This is a genomic window from Lunatimonas salinarum, from assembly GCF_017811155.1.
Taxonomy (GTDB): domain Bacteria; phylum Bacteroidota; class Bacteroidia; order Cytophagales; family Cyclobacteriaceae; genus Lunatimonas; species Lunatimonas salinarum.
In genome coordinates, this window is the sequence record NZ_JACVCV010000023.1 from 1 (window position 1) to 20,129 (window position 20,129).

The following is a 20,129-nucleotide window of genomic DNA, read 5'->3' on the forward strand; positions in this document are numbered from 1 at the left end:
AATATAGCAATTTTGGAGCTCCTAACCAAGTAATTTTTAACTCCGTAAAGTAGTAAAAGTCTCATTAAACGTCCTGCTAGTTATTTTTGTTATTTCATTCCATTCGGATTTAACCAGCCTACTAGGAGATAAACTTGTCCTTATCGCGACCCCTTTGGTCGTCTCGATTTGTTACCCATTTATTCAAATGGGCACAACCACCCGTTTTTCGCTGAAGTTGTTTTTTGGTTTTCTATTGTTTTTTACGACCTTTTACCTGATTTTAAATCTAAACTGGCCAACTTTCAACCTCCCCTATTTCATGATTTCCGTCCTTTTGTCGGTTCCTTACGTGGTCTTGATGGAAAGGATATTCCCCCCCATCCCGCAAAAAGCCGAGTAGTATAATCGCACCCCTACCCTTTGCATAATATGGTGGCGAATGCTTCGGCGATATATTGAGTTATGTTTATGAGGTGAGGCTCGCTTCGGATTCGCCGTTTTGGTGAGGAGGGATGGTAAATTCCACGAATCTTAAATCTTATGTCTAACGTCTTATGTCTAACATCTCACGTCTCACATCTAATTATCCTCCCACATAGGCCATTTCGGCGATTATTGGGTATACTTGTAAGACCAATTCTTTTTCCTTATGATACCTTCCTTCCAAATGGTTTACAGACGCCTTTTGCTTACCCACCTATTGCTGTTCTTTCTTTTGCTGGTTGCTGTGGCTCAGAACGAGCCTAAGGGGATTTTCCTGACCTGGCAGCAGGATCCTAGTACAACCATCACGATTGACTGGCATACCGAACCTTCTGAACCAAGCGAATCCCTGCTTCAGGTAAGACCGCTCGGAGGTGAGTGGAAGGACGCTAGCGGGATGCAGTTTCCATTTCCCCATAGCGACCGTACCATCCATCGGGTCGAACTGAATCAATTGATCCCCTATTCCACCTATGAGTTTAGGTTCAAAGGTTACGATCGCATATACTCCTTCCGCACCCTGCCTTTGCACAACTTCCAGCCGGTACGGTTTGCAGCTGGTGGCGATACCTCCCACGGAGATATGTTTCGGCAAATGAACGAGGCTGTCATGCGTTATGACCTGGATTTCATTGTCTGGGGAGGTGATTTGGCCTATGCCAACGGTTTGGCGGAAAACGTGGATCTCTGGCACCGTTGGTTTGACCGCATTAAAACAGACCTAATCTCCTCGGAAGGTCGGGTGATTCCCATCGTCGTGGGCATTGGCAACCACGATGTGCTAGACCATCACTACCCCGGATCGGAGTCTCAGATTGACAACAAGGGATCTGGCATGCCCGGTTTTATCGCCAAGGTAAAGCAGGGCCGCATGGAGGAAGCTACCGACGAGTCGCGCCTGGCCAAAGGCCCCTTTTTTTATCGGTTGTTTGCATTTCCCGGACAGCCCGGCTATGGCGTGCTGGATTTTGGTGATTACCTTTCCTTGATTATTCTGGACAGTTCGCACAGCAATCTGATCAGCGGTACACAGACCGCATGGCTAAAGCAGGTATTGGCGAACAGGACACATGTCCCCCATCTCCTACCCGTGTACCACAAGCCTGCCTACCCCTCGTCTAGGGTACAGCCGGGTGGAAAAAGAAACCAGTTTTGGTCAGAGGAGGTACTTCGCAATTGGGTGCCGCTATTTGAAACTCATGGGGTTCGGGTGGCCCTCGAAAACGATGACCATACTTACAAGCGTACCTTTCCGATCCGTGGTGACCAAGTAGATCCTCAAGGTATTGTCTATATCGGGGACGGTTCCTGGGGGGTGTCCAAGCGGAACCCCAAGACTCCAGAGGAAGTTTGGTACCTGCAGAAGTCTGCTCAGGAAAATTCGGCGATCATCGTAACCTTACATGGACCCCACCAGCATTTTTTGATGATCAATGAAAACGGGGATGTCATTGATGAGTATCCGGAATCCGTGAAATAGGGTTGGGAACTACCGGTTGATACCCTATTAAAACAGCGAAGAGCTGCCTCAAGGATGAAGCAGCTCTTTACTATTTATTGGTGGTTTTAGATGATACCGGTTTACCTACTCGCCGTCTGCGTATTCCGGTTTTCCAACGGATGTTGTTGCAATAGCTCGGTAGGCGAATAGAAGCCTGATTTGCCCTTGGTTGCTTCCCGAACCTCTTTTACTTTGGCAGGAGAAATGGCAGAAGCACTATTTCCGAACGAATTCCTCACGTAGGTGGCTACCGATGCGATGTCTTCATCGTTTAGCATACCTCCATAGGGCGTCATGGGAACCTGACCTGGGTAGGATTTGCCCAATACTTCTATCGGGCCCATCAAACCGTTTAGTATGATTTTTATCAGGCGCTCTTCACTACCCAGTACCCAACGCGTTCCGGCAAGTGGCGGAAAGCCAGAGGCTGCCAACCCTTTACCATCTTCCTGATGGCAGGTAATACAAAAGCCCTCTTTACCATAAATCACTTTTCCTTTTTCATACAATGCCATTTCAGCTCCGGATAAGTTATTTACAGCCTTAGGAGCCTCCGTGGGGGCGTCCGGTGTCTTGCTCTTGAATTCAATGCTCCCACTTGCACTGATGATAACGTCACTAACAGAGAAACCATTCAGGTGTGCCAAGGATGTCTCAAATGCTTTGATCATCCAGTCATCTTTCGGATGCTCGTTAGCTACCTGTAGAATTTCAAGTCCACTATCTTTATCCAACCAAGAAGCGGCTACGATCGCTTCTAGACGGACTCTTCCGTGTTCGTCTGCGGCGGCCTGCTTCAACAGGTCAATTTGATCGGCCACTTGATGTCCCGTGTATCGCAATACTCGGGTAGCAGCAGCCCTCGCATGGAAATCCTTGGAGTTTAACATTTGCTTTAACAGGTCTTGATCCACCTTATTTAGACCCCAGGTAACCCAAAGCGCTTCCAATACATGATGTTCATATTTTGGGTCGTTCTTGTCCAGATTGCCTACCCAAGCTTTTATTTTGGAGGTAACCTCGTTTGCATCTCGGCCTCGTAACTCAGTTCTTGTGCGGTAGCGAGCCCTAAACTCAGGTAATTTGAGGTTTTCAAGCAATTCATCAATAGATGCCCCGTGAATCTTTGGAGGTGTTACCAATGGACGGGATGGATAGGTGATTCGGTATACTCTTCCGTGCACGTGATCTCTTAGCGGATCGCGGGCGTTGTGCTGCATATGGCCTACAAGGATATTATGCCAATCGATGAAATACAACGATCCGTCCGGAGCAAACTCCATATCTACCGGCCTGAAATTTCGGTCGTCACTTTTTACCAGATCCAATCGATGGCGGCTGTGGTAGCCGGTGCCGTCGTCTTCGATTGCATGCTGTTTCATTCCCAAGAAACCAATGGTGTTGTTGATCAACAGATCACCCTGATGCTCGTCGGGAAAGTGGCGGCTAGATACAAATTCCAATCCAGAGGTAGGTCTCACTCGGTGGGCATCTTCTATTAGGTTGAACCCTTTGTGGGTAGCCACCCCATAGCGCGGCTTTACCGAACCTGGCATCATCCAGCGAACGTCCGGCCCGGAGGTTTCGGCGAAGAAATTCTGGCCCCAGTCATCAAATGCAATCCCCCATGGGTTTGGTATGGGTAATTGGGCGGTGCGCTCCAAGTGTTTTCTAGCAGGGTTGTATCTATAAAACCCCCCATTTGTAGCGCGTACCGGTCCATAGGGAGTTTCTACATTGGTATGTAAGAATACGCCTTCTCCCATGTAGATTGCACCCGAAGGGTCTGTCACAAAGGCACTGATGTTATGGTGGGTATCGTGATCGTCGAAACCACTTAATAGAATTTCTTTGGTATCGGCGTGGTCATCGCCGTCCAGGTCTTTGAGGATAACCAGATTGATTCCCTGAGATACATAGACTCCTTCAGGAGCAATTTCCAATCCAATGGGAAGGTGCAGGCCATCTGCAAAAACAGTCTGCTTGTCTGCCTTTCCATCGTTGTTCGTGTCCTCTAGTATGAGTATCTTATCGTTTGGCTTTGGATCTCCCGGTTTATAATGAGGATAGCTGGGCATTACGGCTACCCAAAGCCGTCCTTTGTTGTCAAAAGTCATCTGAACGGGGTTAGCCAAATCCGGAAATTCAACCTCTGAGGCAAACAATTCCAATTTATACCCCTCAGGTACATGGATTTGATCCAACGCATCTTGACCATAAAGGTATTCCAGACTACCGTTTCGCTCTGGATTGTAATTGGTTTCGATTTCCGGCAATTCGCGGGTGGTGGCATCCGCTGCCACAAGATCAAACTGCTCTCCCTTACTTGCCGCCCAAATGGCTTGGTCCCTGTTTGCGGTCATCTGTCGAATTTTCTCCAATTCATATGGGTAGTTATCCGGTCCGAATGGATTGTACCTGCGGCCAAAGACATGTACCCCATTGGGGATTTTGTAGTCGTTATGCCACATCCAGTTTTTTTCCATAACGGCCTCGTGGATCGATGCCCTGTATTTCTCAGCCTTTGCTTTGTTTTTGCCAAACAGCTTATCTGCCAAGAAAACAGAAAACTTTTTGTAGCCTTCTTCATTTAACTGGAATCCATCTATCGTCAAGGGTTCCTTACTTGAGTCATACCACTTCTTAGAAGGCTCAAAGGCATCTACAAAGAATACCTGATTTCTCTCAGCCACTTCTTTCATGGCGTCCGTATAAAGCTTTATATTATCGTTTTCCTTCACCCCGTCAGGCAGATCGTACAGCGCGGAGAGGTCCTCGAAAGCAATGGGTGAAACCAGCGCCAATTGAGGTGGAAGGTTACCGTTGTAACTCTGTCCTTTGGTATGGTCAATAAAGGCTTGAAGCTCTTCTTTCCACATTTCCAGCGCATCTAGGCCACCAAAACTCTCGTTATATCCAAAAAAGCCTACAATCACATCTGCCTTATGGTTTGTCAGCCATTCGTCAGGGTATTCCAAGTGACCCTCACTACCAGAGGGCGTAGCTAACTCCGTCTGGAATTTTTCAGCACCCGGAAAAGCCCAAGGGGTTTTTCTTCCTGAGTGAGCTCTAAATCCAGGTGTATCACCCGGGTCACACATGTTTCGGATATACAACAGTGAATCCGGATAGCGTACATGCATTTCAGTTTCAAACAGCCCATAGTCCATCATTCTGGAGCCCAGGTTATTGCCAATCAGCATGATGTGCTGACTTTTTCGGAGATCCAAGGTTTCCTCTTCCGGTCCACAGCTGAACATGAAAGCCGCAATGAGCAGGTAGGCCAATCCCCTGGCCAGGTTAGTTCGTTTTTTCATTTGGTGGTGTATTGGGATATATTTTAAGTTAACGAGTTCGGTGAAAACACCGATCAATTATGGAGATAAAAGATTTGCGGTTTATAAACGATTTGCCGAATAAGCTCGAAATTCCGGAAAATACCATCCTGTACTTACCTGCAATAAAGAAATCATATTCGCACCAAGTTCAATACTAAAATAAATTTTAGTCTTTTCCAAAGGCTATTATGTGGTCGGCTTTGAAAAGATCCATGGTATTTACCTTTGATTTATCAAGAAAAGTGGTTATTCTTAATTTTTAAACAACTATGAGTATATCACGTATTGGGCTCTTTTTGGGCCCTCTCCTCTTCTCAGCGATCTTATTGCTTGTAAAGCCAGCCGATCTTTCCACAGAAGGCGTATCCTTGATTGCGATAACTGCTTGGATTGCAGTTTGGTGGATTACAGAAGCTATTCCTATTGCGGCCACCGCTCTGCTACCTCTGGTCTTATTTCCGTTAACCGGTGTTTTAGGCATAAAGGAAACGTCTGTAGCCTATTCGGATCCCATGGTACTCCTTTACATGGGTGGATTTATGATTGCAGTTACCATCGAGCGTTGGAATCTACATAAGCGGATCGCGTTAAATATCATTGCCCTGATGGGTACCGATATGAAACGAATTATTTTTGGTTTTATGTTGGCGACAGGTTTTCTGTCCATGTGGATATCAAACACAGCAACTTCATTGATGATGCTTCCCATAGCAGTGGCAGTCATTACCCAAATGGGAAGCCAACTGATGGATGCAAATTACACACAAAATACCGTTGGAAGGGCGTTGATGTTGGGAATTGCCTATTCAGCCAGTATAGGGGGTATGGCAACCATCATTGGGACACCAACCAACATTATCCTGGTAGGGGTAATCAGAAAGACATACGGTATCGAAATTGGGTTTAGCGAGTGGATGATGATAGGGCTGCCTGTTGCCATTGTCTTGCTGGTGGTGTGTTGGTATTTTTTAGTCAATGTGGCATTTGATCTATCCCTAGCTAGACAAGCGACCGGAGGCAAAGAAGAAATTATCCAACAGCTAAAAGCACTGGGAAGAATATCCCGTGAGGAAATGCGCGTTTTGATCGTGTTTATGTTAGTTTCTGTGGCATGGATTAGCCGAACATTTCTCCTTCAGAAGCTCATCCCCATACTGGACGATACCATCATTGCTTTGCTGGGGGTGCTCGTGCTGTTTGTACTACCTTCAGGAGGACCTAAGGGCGAACGCTTGCTAAGCTGGGAAGTAGCTGAAAAAATTCCGTGGGGAATTCTGATCCTTTTTGGAGGTGGATTGGCACTAGCCATTGGTTTTCAACAGACCGGTCTGGCACAGTGGATTGGTCAACAATTTGTTTTATTACAAGATGTGAGTTTCTGGCTATTTCTGTTACTGGTAATTGCTGCTGTTAACTTCCTCACCGAAATTACCTCCAATGTGGCTACTGCTTCCATGCTATTACCAATTTTATCGGCAGTGGCATTGGCTATGAACGTACATCCCTTTGGACTGATGATAGCCGCAACTCTAGCCGCTAGCTGTGCATTTATGCTTCCTGTGGCCACTCCGCCCAATGCCGTGGTCTTTGGTTCAGGTTACTTGACCATTCCCGCTATGATGCGCACGGGATTTTGGATGAACTTGGTGTCTATAGCGTGCATTTTATTACTGATTCTGTTTTTTCTTCCCTTCGTTTGGGGTATTGACTTAGCTGGATTTCCTTCTGAATTACGCTAAGCGCCCGTGAAGATGCATGGCAATGATCTCGGAATACCGAAATAAAAAAGGGAAGCCCTTTGAATTACCGAATTCAAAGGGCTTCCTTTTTGTAGTAAGAGACTTTGTTGTAGGAAACTGATTATCTTTCCAACCAATTTGGACCGAGTAATTCACTCAACTTCTTGTCGTATTCCTCTATCTTCGCTTCGTTTTTAAGGCGGGTATGGATCTGATATAAGATCTCCATGATGTCGGTATTATCAGGCTTTAGATTAGAAGCTCGCGTGAAATAAGGAAGCGCTTCTGCATAAAGGTCATCAGCCTCTTTTACCATAATCGGAGACTTTTCCTCCCACTCCTCATCGGAGAGATTATTGACTTCAGTGATGATATTTCTGGCCTTTTCAAGATACAAGGCCCCAGCATAGTAATTGCCTTCAAAGAAATCTGAATCTACCGCTACCGTCTTTTTGTATTCAGCAAGTGCACCGTCAATATCTCCGGATTTTTCCTTCAGGTATCCGTATCTCAACAAAATGGCGGTGTTTTCCGGATCATTTTTAAGTGCAGATTCTATTGAGGTCATTGCCTCATCCATCTTATCAAGCTGTAACAATAACTGGATTTCGAATTCAGCTAAGCCTTTGTCATCTGGATAGATGTCTCTTGCCTGAGATACAAGTCGATAGGCCTCCTCCGGATTATTATCTTCGGCAGAAGCGATTTGAATCAAGAAGTAATAGGCATTCAATTTATTATACTCCTCAATGTCCAAAAGCGAAGTGAAATATTTTTTAGCACGCTGGGACTCTCCTACCATATTGCCGGTATACCCTGCATTAAATACGATCGACGTATCCTTTGGATCCAAATCTGCGGCAAGAGCAAAAAATTCAAAGGCCATTTCCATGTCATCGTCTTCGTAGCGGTCTATCGCCTTATTGAAGGAAGCATTCTTCAACCGATAGATTCCCTGCCCCTGAAAGTTTTCCGGCATATCCGGTACCACTTCTTTAAACAGGTCTTTCGAAACCTTCGTGGTCGAGTCCATTCCTTCCATTTCGAAAGTCTTGAAGAAACTTTCCTTCGCCGATTGACCATAATCCAACGTCTGCATGGTGTTTGAAGAATCGCCTTCAAACATCATCGTCTCTATTTTACCTTTTAATAGGTAAGTGTCCGATAGCCCCCCAGTCTCGGGGTCCTGAAGCGCTGATTGAATCTCCGTGTACGCTTCTTCCAAGGCGCCCCGCTTCATATTCTTTTCGGCAGATTTGACGACTTTCTTTTGACCAAATGCTAGCGTAGTGGCTATTCCAACCAAAGCTAATGATAAAATTAACTTTTTCATGTTTGTAGTTTTTAATCTAATTCGATTGGTTCTTATGTTAAATTAACTAAATAAAGGTTATTGATTTTTCTATTCATTGGATTCGGTAGCTACATCGTCAGAAGCCAACCCACCGGATCCACCGGAAGGATTCGAGTCGGAATCCCCCTCTTCCTGGTTCTCCATGATGTTTTCGATTTTCTCGATGGATGATATCTCGTCGTTGTCATTCAAGCGAATAAGCTTCACCCCTTGTGTCGCCCTCCCCATGACCCGGACACCGGATACCGGAGTGCGTATGGCTATACCAGATTTGTTAATGATCATCAAATCATCAGTATCTGCTACTTCTTTGATAGCTACCAACCCTCCTGTCTTTTCGGTGATATTCATGGCCTTTACCCCTTTTCCCCCTCGGTTGGTGATTCGATATTCCGAAAGGTAAGAGCGCTTTCCATAGCCTTTTTCCGAAACAACTAACAGCGTTGCATCCTCTCTAGAAACACAAACCATGCCAATTACATGGTAATTGCCATCCTCTAGGTTGATCGCTTTTACGCCTGTCGCTGTCCTTCCCATGGGGCGAACCGTTGATTCGTGGAAGTGTACAGCCCTTCCCGAACTGGCAGCGATGACAATATGGGAGTCCCCATTCGTAAGCTCTACATTTACCAGTTGATCTTCATCCCGGATATTCAATGCGATGATTCCATTAGAACGAGGTCGGGAGTATTGCTCCAAGGTAGTCTTCTTGATGACACCGTTCTTGGTAATCATCACAATATAGTTATTGTTGATATAATCTGCATCATCCAGATCAGAAACCTGAATAATAGAGCGGATTTTATCGTCACTTTCTATGTTTATTAGATTTTGAATGGGCCTTCCCTTTGAGGTCTTACCCCCTTCCGGTATACCATACGTCTTCAGCCAAAACAATTTGCCCTTATCCGTGAAAATCAGCAGGTAATTGTGGGTCATGGCGGTGAAGAGGTATTCGGTAAAATCATCATCCTTGGTCGACACCCCCTTGGATCCTACGCCTCCTCGGCTTTGGGTTTTGTACTCCGTCAGCACGGTACGCTTGATGTACCCCTGATGGCTTACTGTGATAACCACCTCCTCGTTGGGAATCATGTCTTCGTAATTGAAATCCTCGGCATTGTGCTCGATCGCAGTCCTGCGTTCGTCTCCATACCGGTCTCTCATCTCAGCAAGCTCTGTTTTGATGATGTCCATTCTTCGGTCCTCGTTGGCCAGGATTTCCTTGAGGTCTTCGATAAGTAGGATCAACTCATCGTATTCCTTTTGGATCTTTTCCCGTTCCATTCCGGTCAAACGTTGCAAACGCATGTCGAGGATTGCTCGCGCCTGAATTTCGGATAGTGAAAACCGCTCCATCAACCCGGTTCGGGCGGTCTCTGGATCCCTGGAATTCCGGATAAGGGTTATTACCTCATCCAAATGATCCAGCGCTATAAGGTAACCTTCCAAAATATGCGCTCGCTTTTCAGCTTCTTTTAGCTCATACTCCGTTCTCCTGACAACCACTTCGTGCCGATGGCTCACATAGTGCACGATAAGGTCCTTTAGGTTGAGCGTGTAAGGTCTGCCTTTCACCAGCGCCACGTTATTTACACTGAAGGAGGTCTGTAATTGGGTATGCTTGTATAGGTTATTCAATACGACATTGGGCACCGCATCTTTTTTCAGTTCATATACGATCCGCATCCCTTGTCGATCCGACTCATCCCGGATGGCCGAGATGCCGTCTAACTTTTTCTCGTTGATAAGCTGGGCTGTTTTTTCTACCATGCCCGCTTTGTTTACCATATAGGGGATTTCGGAAATGATGATCATCTCCTTGCCATTGTCTTTTTGCTCCACATTGGCTTTGCCTCGTACGATGATCCGGCCCCTACCGGTTTCAAACGCCGATTTTACACCGTTATACCCGTAAATAATCCCTCCTGTGGGAAAATCAGGCGCAGTGATGTACTGCATCAATTCCGACACGGTGATATCCCGATTATCCACGTATGCAATGATGCCGTTTATCACTTCGGTAAGGTTGTGGGGTGCCATGTTGGTAGCCATCCCTACCGCAATACCGGAGGCACCATTAAGTAGCAGTGCGGGTATTTTGGCTGGTAAAACCACCGGCTCCTTTAGACTGTCGTCAAAGTTGAGTTGAAAGTCAACGGTTTCTTTGTTGATATCGATAAGCAACTCTTCGGCGATCCGCCGCAGACGGGCCTCGGTATACCTCATCGCCGCCGCATTGTCCCCGTCTATGGATCCAAAGTTACCCTGAGGGTCTACCAAGGGATACCTAAGAGACCAAGGCTGTGCCATCCGCACGAGGGTTTCGTATACCGCCGAATCGCCATGGGGGTGGTATTTACCCAAAACCTCACCGACAATTCTAGCGGATTTCTTGTAAGGCTTATTATGGGTGACACCCAACTCCTGCATTCCAAAAAGTATTCGCCTGTGTACTGGCTTTAACCCATCTCTGACATCTGGGAGGGCTCGGGAAACAATCACTGACATCGAATAATCGATGTAAGCTCCGCGCATTTCCTCCTCAATATTGATTGGTATGATGTTCTCGTTTTCTCCTTGAGCCATATTCAAAATTATTCTCAATAATAAATGGCAATATACGCAAAACCGGCGGTTTTAGAAAAAGATAATTTTACCTAAACGAAAAAACCATGGTATTTAATTTATATTCATGCAGTTACTTTAGTTTGTTTTTAAGAAACCTCTAGGCCACATTGACCAAATGTACTACCATTGGCCCACTTTGCGGTGTTGCATATTCCAAATGGAACTTCCGCGGTACTCTACCCCATTGTGCAAATGCTTCATTACCACGCCGCATCCTGGCACTTTACAGCGCTTGGTGGCCGGCAACCGCAGCGCTACACCCAACTGAACAGTAAAGAGCTGTTGTTTGATTTGCTGAACCTCTGTTGGCTCCATGCCTTGAATGTACGTAAACTCCCTAAATGTAACTGAGGGACGGACAAACATCTTCGTGTATTCCGAAAACTCCCTTTCAATCCGAAACCCTATGGAATAAAATGGTTTATCAATATTCAGTCTACCGTCATAAGCTTGTCGAAGAAATAACTGTCCAAATTCGGCGTCAACCAGAAATCGCCAGGGATAGTCCTGTTCCATGCGAAGCTTACGCTCAGATTGCATGTAATGATTGGAACCGGCGTATTTTCGGTATTTTAAGTTTAGAAAAGACTGTCGCTTTCCTGCATCGTAAAGTATCAAGCCCACGGAACCATAGAGCTTGTCAAAGGTGTAGGTGTTACTTCCAAAATTAAATCGGAAATCTTCCACACGAAGCGCATCCATATTGCCCCATTCACGCCCGTATCCACCGCCAATTTCGATTAGATCAACTAGATTTAACTTTATCCCCATCTGAAATGGAAATCCAAGATTGCCTCCGCGAAAACCAAGCGTGTCACCTTGATTGATATCAGATACTGTCTCGGTGATTACAGAAGTGATGGGATAGGTGGTTGGATCCATACTGGCAAAACTCATCGAATTGGTATGATAGCCAACGCCTCCTCCAACTTCAAAAGAAAATCCTCCCAGGACGTTTCGAAATACATTTCCCAGCTCACTATCACTTTTTCTCGTGCGGTTTTTCAGTTTACGCTCAATTCCGAAAATATCTTCGTCTTGCGCCGGCGCCGGAAGGACAAATAATAAAACCAACCCCAGCTGAATCCACCAAACTCTGCCTTTGCTTCTTCCCATAATCGCTTATTTTGTCGGATAACAACTTTTCATAACCAAACGTTTTGTTTGCATCGCTATTACCTAACGAAGATAAATAAAAAAACCCTCCAAATATAGAGGGCTTTTGGTTGATTTTTCAACTGAAACAAGGCTTAACTATCTGCACTGACGCCATCTTGCTCGGATGTGCGCTTCTCTTTAAGTTCTGCCTGTAGGCTATCGACTTTTTCTTTGATTTCAGGATTTTCCTTCATGGCTTTGTTCACCTTGTTGAAAGTCGCCACACCAAGGACTTCATCATTTTTGATCAGATCTATTTTAAATTCCCGGACTTCATCCTGCACAGAACTCATAAAAGCAAGAATTCCTTCATAGGCGGCTTTCTCTTCTTCGGTGATTTTGATTTCAGCCAATTTGTCTGCATCGTCCCAAGCCGATTTGATTTCATTGTACCTGCCGGCACCGTCAATCACTTCGTTGTTACGGATGAGGTCAATCAACTCGTCGTTTTTCTGTTCGAAAAATGCCATCACAGAGTCTTCCATTACCGCAAATTTCATTAATTCCTCTTCTGTTATTTCCTCCGCCTCATCTTGGGCGAACGCCTGGAAACTCATGAAACCTACAAATAGGAGTGCTAAGAACCGTAATTTTTTCATATAGCTATCTTTTTTGATTAAACTTATTTACTAATTTCGATCTTTTCAATTAGTATCACAAATTTTACCGCAAGAAATGCGCCAAAAGTTTCTTTTCTCCCCTTAATTTTGACTTTAAGCAATATTTTTTAGGTTATTAATGGTTTCGATTGGATTTTTAGAAGTAAAAATAAAATTTCCCGCTACCAGGATATCTGCGCCGGCCTCAATCAACGCCGATGCATTCGACATGCTAACGCCCCCGTCAATCTCAATCTGGGCCTTAGACCCGGTCTGCACTATCAACTTTTTCAGGTTTTCGATTTTGGTGTAGGTATGTTCGATAAACTTTTGTCCCCCAAACCCCGGATTGACTGACATGAGACAAACCAAGTCCACTTCGTGAATGATGTCCTTCAGCAACTCTACAGGCGTATGGGGATTCAATGCTACCCCTGCTTTGCAATTCAACCTTCGAATCTCGTCCAAGGTGCGGTGTAGATGATTACAGGCCTCATAGTGCACTGTAATGTGGGCGGCGCCTGCTTCTTTGAAGCGCTGTAAGTACTTATCTGGATCAATAATCATCAAATGCACGTCTAAAGGCTTCTCGGCATGCCGATGAATGGCTTCCACGACCGGGATACCTAAAGAAATGTTGGGTACGAATATTCCATCCATCACGTCTACATGCACGTATGAAGCATCCGATTGATTTATCATTTCTATTTCTTGCTGTAGATTTGCAAAATCTGCGGCCAACACGGAAGGGGCAATAAAAGGTCTCATAGCTTTTCGGGTTAGGAGATTACGGTTTTTTCATCGGGCACGATACTGTAGATTCAAATGAATCTAGCAGCAAAAAACGGGAAATTGAAGACCAAATCCTTACCTTTTTAGCAACTTATATCGCTCTGACCAGTTAGTAGCTTGAAATTCAATTATGTACAATCCAGGCACTACGTCGTTCATTTGAAATTCCAATGGTTGCTTCTCCTGATTAGATGCCAATAGCCATTCGTTGATCAGGTTTCCTGAACTGGAAATCAGGCGAACACAACAGGTGTTCGTTGGTACATTTTTCACAAACAATCTATCCCCTTCCAGTGGGTTGGGATAGAGACGGAGTTTCTGTTCGGCTAGGATTTCTTCTTCCTTTCCCTGCACCACACCATACATGGCTCTTTCGTAGTTTGGAATTCCATAGCCAAGTTCCATATTTGGGTTAGCCGCTAGGTGTCCACTTAGCATCAGCTTTTCTTTCAGTTGTGCCATCCGAAGGGTGGGATTTGCCTGCCACAATCCTGCTGCCAACGCGGCAATCTGAGGTGCCGAAAAAGAAGTTCCACTGGAAAAGCTGGGCCCCGTAGCATAGCGCCACAAATTTACGCCGGTTCCGTAGGCCACCAAATCTGGTTTGACCCTTCCATCTGCGGTGGGGCCTACCGAACTAAAACTCGCTTTTTCCAGGCTGTTTGATATAGCCCCTACGGCGAGAACACCAGCCGCATCAGCCGGTGCTGTCATGGTACGCCAGCTAAGGTTCCCTTCGTTTCCATTGCTGGTCACTACTAGGATTCCCTTTTGGGCGGCCATTGAGGCACCTCTGCTAATGGTAGCCGTAAGGCCATCCATATCCTCTTTCCCGTAGTTCATGTCTACATCGTCAAACTGGTTATAACCAAGTGAGCTGTTGATAATATCCACACCCAAGCTGTCAGAATATTCAGCTGCTCTGACCCAATTGTATTCTTCAATCCTAAATTCAGACGCTACATCTTCAGTAATACATAAAATAAACGACGCATCATAGGCACCTGCAAGGAGTTGTTCGTGATTGGATGCTATAAGCGATAAGGCACCGGTTCCATGGGTATCGTCTTTAAAAACATCCGATGATGCTGGAATAACAAAATCCCTCGTGCCAAGTATTTTGCCGCCCTCAAAAAGGTGCTTGAATGCCGGAATCACATCTACATGTTGAAATCCTGCATCAAAAACGGCAATACGTATCCCACTACCGGTGTATCCATCCAAGTGCATTTGCGGAATTCCAAGCAATTCGTTTTGAAAATCATATGGCTGGGATTGTTCTTCCACCTTACGAAGGGATCGTGGGGTTTCTGAACTCATTTTCCCACTTTCTACACTCCCTTTTCCGGATCCTCTACCTATCAGCAAAACTTCGGACACAAATGGTAGTTTGCGGATTTCTGAGATTACCGGTTCTTCAGCTACTACCACCGAGGCGTTTAGCCAATTTGTGTGGTAAAGGATTTTTGTTACCTTGGGCTCGACTATACTCACATATTTGGGGGAAACCGGCAAATCTGTACTATCTAAGCGGATTCCCTCCCGCTCCCGTCTCGCCAAGGCCTCGGATGTCATTAATTCTCCAGGCCGATCCAAGCTATAGTGTTCCGTGGGCTTATATCGGTAGTGGATGGCATACCGATCCTGTGCATCCGTTTCCTGAATTAGCAATACGGTAGTTACGAGTAGAAAAAATGCTTTTTTAGAGAATTCCATGGGTCATTAGTTTCAAATGAATAAAACGGCCACTTTGAATGATTTGTTGCCCAAGGCAGTCACTCCTCGAACAATAGCGGTATACTTCTGAGTAGCTCTCCACCAACCCAATGTTCTCGGCATACACCTCGTAACGGTTATCGCGAAAAGTAATCATGTCATCATCTTCCATATGGCGAACCAATGCAGCGGATGGAAAAACCCGTTCACCTAGTGAATAGCTTCCGACCTGCTCAATCGTAAAAGACTCACTGGGGCGCGAATTCAGGGCATTGGAATCCCATTCTCCCAATAGTCTTATTGGGTAAACTAATCTGATTTCCTGCAAATTGTCCATGAGCCGAATGAGCCGGTTATCAGCTATCCGCAGTCCAAAAGCCAGCTCGTTTACCCACACCTGCCTATCGAGGGATTTTTGCCTGATTACCCGGAAAGCTGCTTGGCCTTGTTCGTTGAGGAATTCCTCCGTGATCTCGTCTCGGTAGTAGTAACGGGTATCTTCAAAATCATCTTCGCCAAAAAACACCCGTTCATCCACCTCATATACCCAAAACCTACCTACCTGTAAGGGAGAAAACCTGGGCAAAAAGGATTCCGGCTGTTCACGTTCTATCCAGTCGCAGGATAGCAAATAAAAAGTACTGGCCATTAAAAAAATCCATTTCATCCACTTCATCATCTGCTTGCAATTTTGTATTCATACACCCCTGCCTTGTCACTTTTCGAAGGTCGACTCCCCTATCCTATTCTTTATTCATCCCGCCGCCCGCGGTGAAAACCTAATCATTTCTTGGGAAACCGGTAAATGATATGTTAGCCAATTCAGCTATCTTTGACAAATTCAGAAAATTTACACAATTTATCCGAAAATGGCGCTAAAAACTTTTGTAAAAATAAGTACCGTGAGCAACCTCAGCGACGCTAGGTACTGTGCGGGGATGTACGTAGACCTGATGGGCTTTTGTCTGGAAAAACATCAAGCTGACTTTTTAGGTCCAGGAGCGTATAAGGAGATTACCGACTGGCTTTTCGGGCCGGCGTATGTAGCAGAGTTTGATTCGTATGATCCGGAAAAGGTACTTGAAACCCTCTCTCAGTACCCTGGGATCTCATTTATCCAAGTCACCAAGGAGATTTATCTCCCGATGTTATTTAACAGTGGTTATCAGTTGATTCTTAAGAAAAACATTGCCGAAACGGCAGACCTTAGGGAGCTGATCCCGCTTTCCCAGCAACTGCAACCACACGGAATTCAGCTTTTATTGGAAAGCGATCGGTTCATCAGCTTGAACGAAGAAATACTGGGGATAGTCCGTGAATTGGCGGCAAAGTGTGCGGTGATCTTGGGATTTGGCCTTGAAAGAACCAATGTAGAGCAAGTTTTAGAGCTAACGGGGATTAAGGGCATTTCGCTGCGAGGTGGTCAAGAAATCAAACCTGGCCTCAAAGATTTCGACGAATTGGCAGATATATTGGAAGTATTGGAAACGGAATAGCGTGACAAGATCTTACCTTACTTAAGCTGAAGAAAGCGTGAAACAAATGTACTTGATGGTTTCTCCCTTTTCCGAGAAGATCTTTTCATACCGTGTTTTTATTCCCAAGTGATCCTCTTTCCATTCGGAAGCGTAAAAATCACTTGTGTCCTTTAGTATTCGGGTATTGGGACGGTCGGCCAGGATTTCCTTGGTGTATTGGTAAAGGCCGGTGTTATCCGTTTTAAAATGGATCAATCCCCCCTTTGCAACTAAAGTTTCATACATGTCCAAAAACCTCTGTGAAGTAAGGCGACGCTTCTCATCCCGGTCCTTTGGTCTAGGGTCAGGAAAAGTGATCCATAACTCGGCGATTTCTCCTTCCGCAAAAAACGTATGCAACTGTTCGATTTGTGCACGCAAAAAGGCTACGTTTAGCAGTTTTTCCGCAATAGCCATCGTGCTGCCCTTCCATATACGGGATCCTTTGATATCTACCCCTATAAAGTTTCGCCCTGAATGACTCCTGCCTAATCCGACGGTAAATTCCCCCCTGCCACAGGCGAGTTCTACCGTGATCGGCTGATCATTTCCAAAAAAATCCTGCCACCCGCCTTGGATGTTTTCGTAGATTTCTTTACCGGGTTGTACGACGTTTTTATTCTCTTCGTTTTGGCGAAACCGCGCTAACTTATTTCTTCCCATAACTATAAATTCGCTATTTCAGCAACCACAAAGGTACTGCCTCCAACATAGATCAAATCATCATCATCAGCCCGTTGAAGGGCCCAATTCAGCGCTTCGTTCACATCTTCTATCACCTCGCCTAGCAAACCAAAGGCACCCGCCTGATTGGCCAATTCCTGCGCTGTCATGGCCCTTGGAATAGTCGCTTGGCAAAACACATAGGTGGCGTCCGTCGGTAAAAGAGACAATACGGATCCCACATCCTTATCTTTGACCAAACCTAGAATTATCCAAAGTCGCTTATAGATCAATTGTTTTATCTGTTGAATAATCACTTTAAAAGCATCTTCATTATGACCTGTATCACAAATAGTTAAAGGTATTTCATTGAGACGTTGCCATCGCCCTTTTAATCCGGTATTTGGCACCAAATTTCGAAGCCCACGCTCAAGTGAGTCGGATGAAACAGGTAGTCCCAACTGTGGAAGCATCTCGGCCGCCATCAGGATGGCTGGTAAATTCTGTGCTTGATAATCACCTGCCAACCCAAATGTCATTGTTACTCGCCCCGAGCTGGATTCTACGAAAAAGGCTCTTTCGTTTCCTCCGGGTAAATAGGGCCCGGGAGATGCCCGTATCCGCCGATCCGCAAAATAAATCGGTGCCTTTAGTTCATGTGCTTTGGCTGTGAAAATCGGTTCGGTTTCCTCCTGTGTAGTTCCTATTATGACCGGAATGCCAGTTTTAATGATGCCCGCCTTTTCAGCTGCAATCTCTGGCAACGTATCGCCCAAGAACTGCATATGATCCATACCAATATTGGTAATGACGCATAGGATTGGGAGAAGCACATTCGTACTGTCCAGCCTACCTCCCATCCCCACTTCGACCACTGCGATATCTACCTTTTCCCGTGCAAAATAGTCAAACGCTAGTGCAACAGTCATCTCAAAAAAGCTGGGCTTAATCTGCTCAAGAAACTCCTTGTTTTGGGCAACGAAATCAACCACAGCCTTTTCGCAAATCGGTAGGCCATCTACCCTGATTCGCTCGGTAAAGGATTTTAGATGTGGCGAGGTGTATAGACCAACCTTGTACCCCTGCTCCTGTAATATGGAAGCCAAGGCGTGGGAGGTACTACCCTTTCCGTTTGTGCCTGCCACATGGATACTTTTGAAAGCTCGCTGGGGATTGCCCAAGTGACCACAAAGAGCCATCGTTGGCCCAAGATCTTTTTTAAAAGCTGCCGCACCGATGCGCTGAAACATGGGCAAGGCATTGAACAAATAGTCCAAAGTCTCCTGATAATTCATTTGCCTCGATTAGTCGACTTTGATGATAAAGGTGATGCGTCCGGTGGAAAAATCGGCCGTAGGGTTGCCGCTTTGGCGCTTAAATGAAAGCTGATTCACAACTGTTCGATAATAACTAAGGACTTCATTGGAAACATTGTATTCCAACGGAATAGCTTGTTGGATTCTGCCATCCTGATCAACCGTAATTCTGAAGACTATCCGCCCGTTTCGGGTGGATACCCTGTCTTGTATATCTGGTTTGGATGCAAAATCCCAACCGGCCAAGTCCAAGTTATATCCAGCCCCATCACCAGCGTTTCCCCTACCTGATTGCAGAATGGAGCGTCCGTCAACCGTGCCTTGCGGATTTCCTTCATCTCCGGGACGCCCGGTGCTGCCCTGATTGCTTCCTGTACTCGGCCGATTACCGGTACCGGTAGTACCACCTGCGCCAAAGATCGCTCTAGGGTCTACTGTTGGCTTTTCGGCTGCTTTTGTTTCTGTCTTTGGGGCTTCCGCTGTAGCCGGTGCGGTAGCGGGAGGGGTTTGTGCAGGCTTTGCACTGTCTTTTACTGCCTCAGCGGTAGTCTCAGCACCTCTGAGAGGACTTTCGACCCGCGATTGGGTTTCTACTTGACGTTGGGATTGGGCCGGTGCCGGTCTGGCCACCGAAGTCTCCGGCGCCGACTTTGGTACCGTAGCTTGGGTTACCTGCTGTGCTTGCTCACCCGGTGCAGGTGGCTCTGCTACTTGCTCCCTCGTTTCTGCCGGTGGTGCAGTAGTTTGTACATTTCCAGAGCCTGTATCCGTAAAACCCAAATTCAATTCCAGTCCAAACTGGGGAATAGGTGGTACCGGTTGGCGCCAAACAACGATGAAATACAAGGCAAAGAGCACAAGTAAATTAAGTATGAACGTGATGATCATAGCTTTTCTGCGATTATTTGCTTCTTCCCGATTTGCTTCCCAAGCGTTCATTAACTTACTTAAATGGTTTGGTCGCGATAGACACATTTGCTTCCAAGGTAGCGGCAATACCACCTATCTCTACCAGGTATTCTACGGGCACTTCTTTATCTATATGAAGTACCACGTGACCCTTTGTATCACGTAATAGCATTTCCAATTCCGCTTTGATTTCTTCCCGGGATACCCGCTTGTCATTTACTGAAAATCGCAGATCCTTCGTGACACTTACGGTTACCTCCTGCATCACAATATCCGATGTCTCACTGGAGGGCAAATTGACCGGGAGCCCAGAGGGAGTAATAAAAGAGGATGTCAGCATGAAAAATATCAACAACAAAAAAATAATATCCGTCATGGAGGACATGCTGAATGCGGTTTCGATTTTATTTTTGGATTGCAACGCCATAATC

General features: G+C 45.7%; 15 protein-coding genes. 3 read left to right on the forward strand and 12 right to left on the reverse strand.

Features of this window, described 5'->3' with window-relative positions; translation table 11 throughout:
• The first annotated feature begins 631 nt into the window (after positions 1–631).
• Positions 632–1,945, forward strand: a complete 1,314-nt coding sequence (locus IAQ59_RS19700) for a purple acid phosphatase family protein (RefSeq protein WP_209332574.1) — start codon at positions 632–634, stop codon at positions 1,943–1,945.
• A 101-nt stretch (positions 1,946–2,046) separates the two neighbouring features.
• On the opposite strand, the gene IAQ59_RS19705 is transcribed toward IAQ59_RS19700, so the two are convergent.
• Positions 2,047–5,283 carry a PVC-type heme-binding CxxCH protein gene (locus IAQ59_RS19705; RefSeq protein WP_209332575.1) on the reverse strand — a complete coding sequence of 1,079 codons (3,237 nt, stop codon included), beginning with the start codon at positions 5,281–5,283 and terminating at the stop codon, positions 2,047–2,049.
• Positions 5,284–5,573: 290 nt separating this feature from the next.
• Between IAQ59_RS19705 and IAQ59_RS19710 the strand changes: the two genes are divergently transcribed.
• Positions 5,574–7,043 carry an SLC13 family permease gene (locus tag IAQ59_RS19710; protein ID WP_209332576.1) on the forward strand — a complete coding sequence of 490 codons (1,470 nt, stop codon included), beginning with the start codon at positions 5,574–5,576 and terminating at the stop codon, positions 7,041–7,043.
• A gap of 121 nt (positions 7,044–7,164) precedes the next feature.
• On the opposite strand, the gene IAQ59_RS19715 is transcribed toward IAQ59_RS19710, so the two are convergent.
• The 7 genes from IAQ59_RS19715 to IAQ59_RS19745 all read right to left on the reverse strand — a co-directional run bounded on the left by IAQ59_RS19715 (position 7,165) and on the right by IAQ59_RS19745 (position 15,972).
• Positions 7,165–8,376: a tetratricopeptide repeat protein gene (locus tag IAQ59_RS19715; protein ID WP_209332577.1), complete on the reverse strand. Its 1,212-nt coding sequence runs from the start codon at positions 8,374–8,376 to the stop codon at positions 7,165–7,167.
• A gap of 69 nt (positions 8,377–8,445) precedes the next feature.
• Positions 8,446–10,986, reverse strand: coding sequence for a DNA gyrase subunit A (gyrA, locus tag IAQ59_RS19720; protein ID WP_209332578.1), 2,541 nt, complete (start codon positions 10,984–10,986; stop codon positions 8,446–8,448).
• A 162-nt stretch (positions 10,987–11,148) separates the two neighbouring features.
• Positions 11,149–12,144, reverse strand: coding sequence for a hypothetical protein (locus IAQ59_RS19725; protein ID WP_245189726.1), 996 nt, complete (start codon positions 12,142–12,144; stop codon positions 11,149–11,151).
• 134 nt (positions 12,145–12,278) lie between these two features.
• Positions 12,279–12,785 (reverse strand): hypothetical protein, encoded by a 507-nt coding sequence (locus tag IAQ59_RS19730; RefSeq protein WP_209332579.1) that lies wholly within the window; start codon positions 12,783–12,785, stop codon positions 12,279–12,281.
• 114 nt (positions 12,786–12,899) lie between these two features.
• Positions 12,900–13,553, reverse strand: coding sequence for a ribulose-phosphate 3-epimerase (rpe, locus tag IAQ59_RS19735; protein ID WP_209332580.1), 654 nt, complete (start codon positions 13,551–13,553; stop codon positions 12,900–12,902).
• Between the two features lie 99 nt (positions 13,554–13,652).
• The gene (locus IAQ59_RS19740; RefSeq protein ID WP_209332581.1) at positions 13,653–15,293 is read right to left on the reverse strand and encodes a S8 family serine peptidase; all 1,641 of its coding nucleotides are present in this window, start codon (positions 15,291–15,293) and stop codon (positions 13,653–13,655) included.
• Positions 15,280–15,972 (reverse strand): hypothetical protein, encoded by a 693-nt coding sequence (locus IAQ59_RS19745; protein WP_209332582.1) that lies wholly within the window; start codon positions 15,970–15,972, stop codon positions 15,280–15,282. The genes IAQ59_RS19740 and IAQ59_RS19745 overlap by 14 nt, the downstream gene beginning before the upstream one ends.
• Positions 15,973–16,162: 190 nt before the next feature.
• Between IAQ59_RS19745 and IAQ59_RS19750 the strand changes: the two genes are divergently transcribed.
• Complete coding sequence (locus IAQ59_RS19750) at positions 16,163–16,789, forward strand: beta/alpha barrel domain-containing protein (protein ID WP_209332583.1); 627 nt, start codon at positions 16,163–16,165, stop codon at positions 16,787–16,789.
• Positions 16,790–16,810: 21 nt separating this feature from the next.
• Here the strand turns inward: IAQ59_RS19750 and trmB are convergent, their stop codons facing one another.
• From trmB to IAQ59_RS19770, 4 genes are read right to left on the reverse strand one after another with little or no spacing between them, the layout of a single operon-like run.
• A complete protein-coding gene (gene trmB, locus IAQ59_RS19755; RefSeq protein WP_209332584.1) occupies positions 16,811–17,473 on the reverse strand; it encodes a tRNA (guanosine(46)-N7)-methyltransferase TrmB in 663 nt (220 codons plus the stop codon).
• 2 nt (positions 17,474–17,475) lie between these two features.
• Positions 17,476–18,768, reverse strand: coding sequence for a bifunctional folylpolyglutamate synthase/dihydrofolate synthase (locus tag IAQ59_RS19760; protein ID WP_209332585.1), 1,293 nt, complete (start codon positions 18,766–18,768; stop codon positions 17,476–17,478).
• Positions 18,769–18,777: 9 nt separating this feature from the next.
• Entirely contained in the window at positions 18,778–19,728 is a 951-nt protein-coding gene (locus tag IAQ59_RS19765) for an energy transducer TonB (RefSeq protein ID WP_209332586.1), read from the reverse strand.
• A gap of 4 nt (positions 19,729–19,732) precedes the next feature.
• Positions 19,733–20,125: an ExbD/TolR family protein gene (locus tag IAQ59_RS19770; RefSeq protein WP_209332587.1), complete on the reverse strand. Its 393-nt coding sequence runs from the start codon at positions 20,123–20,125 to the stop codon at positions 19,733–19,735.
• Positions 20,126–20,129 lie beyond the last annotated feature (4 nt).

Bases quoted from the DNA above. Each gene is read 5' to 3' on its own strand.
- IAQ59_RS19760 (WP_209332585.1), bottom strand. From the start codon at position 18,768: ATGAATTATCAGGAGACTTTGGACTATTTGTTCAATGCCTTGCCCATG.
- IAQ59_RS19750 (WP_209332583.1), top strand. From the start codon at position 16,163: ATGGCGCTAAAAACTTTTGTAAAAATAAGTACCGTGAGCAACCTCAGC.
- IAQ59_RS19740 (WP_209332581.1), bottom strand. From the start codon at position 15,293: ATGGAATTCTCTAAAAAAGCATTTTTTCTACTCGTAACTACCGTATTG.
- trmB (WP_209332584.1), bottom strand. From the start codon at position 17,473: ATGGGAAGAAATAAGTTAGCGCGGTTTCGCCAAAACGAAGAGAATAAA.
- IAQ59_RS19770 (WP_209332587.1), bottom strand. From the start codon at position 20,125: ATGGCGTTGCAATCCAAAAATAAAATCGAAACCGCATTCAGCATGTCC.
- IAQ59_RS19765 (WP_209332586.1), bottom strand. From the start codon at position 19,728: ATGAACGCTTGGGAAGCAAATCGGGAAGAAGCAAATAATCGCAGAAAA.
- rpe (WP_209332580.1), bottom strand. From the start codon at position 13,553: ATGAGACCTTTTATTGCCCCTTCCGTGTTGGCCGCAGATTTTGCAAAT.
- IAQ59_RS19705 (WP_209332575.1), bottom strand. From the start codon at position 5,283: ATGAAAAAACGAACTAACCTGGCCAGGGGATTGGCCTACCTGCTCATT.
- IAQ59_RS19725 (WP_245189726.1), bottom strand. From the start codon at position 12,144: ATGGGAAGAAGCAAAGGCAGAGTTTGGTGGATTCAGCTGGGGTTGGTT.
- gyrA (WP_209332578.1), bottom strand. From the start codon at position 10,986: ATGGCTCAAGGAGAAAACGAGAACATCATACCAATCAATATTGAGGAG.
- IAQ59_RS19700 (WP_209332574.1), top strand. From the start codon at position 632: ATGATACCTTCCTTCCAAATGGTTTACAGACGCCTTTTGCTTACCCAC.
- IAQ59_RS19710 (WP_209332576.1), top strand. From the start codon at position 5,574: ATGAGTATATCACGTATTGGGCTCTTTTTGGGCCCTCTCCTCTTCTCA.
- IAQ59_RS19715 (WP_209332577.1), bottom strand. From the start codon at position 8,376: ATGAAAAAGTTAATTTTATCATTAGCTTTGGTTGGAATAGCCACTACG.
- IAQ59_RS19745 (WP_209332582.1), bottom strand. From the start codon at position 15,972: ATGATGAAGTGGATGAAATGGATTTTTTTAATGGCCAGTACTTTTTAT.
- IAQ59_RS19730 (WP_209332579.1), bottom strand. From the start codon at position 12,785: ATGAAAAAATTACGGTTCTTAGCACTCCTATTTGTAGGTTTCATGAGT.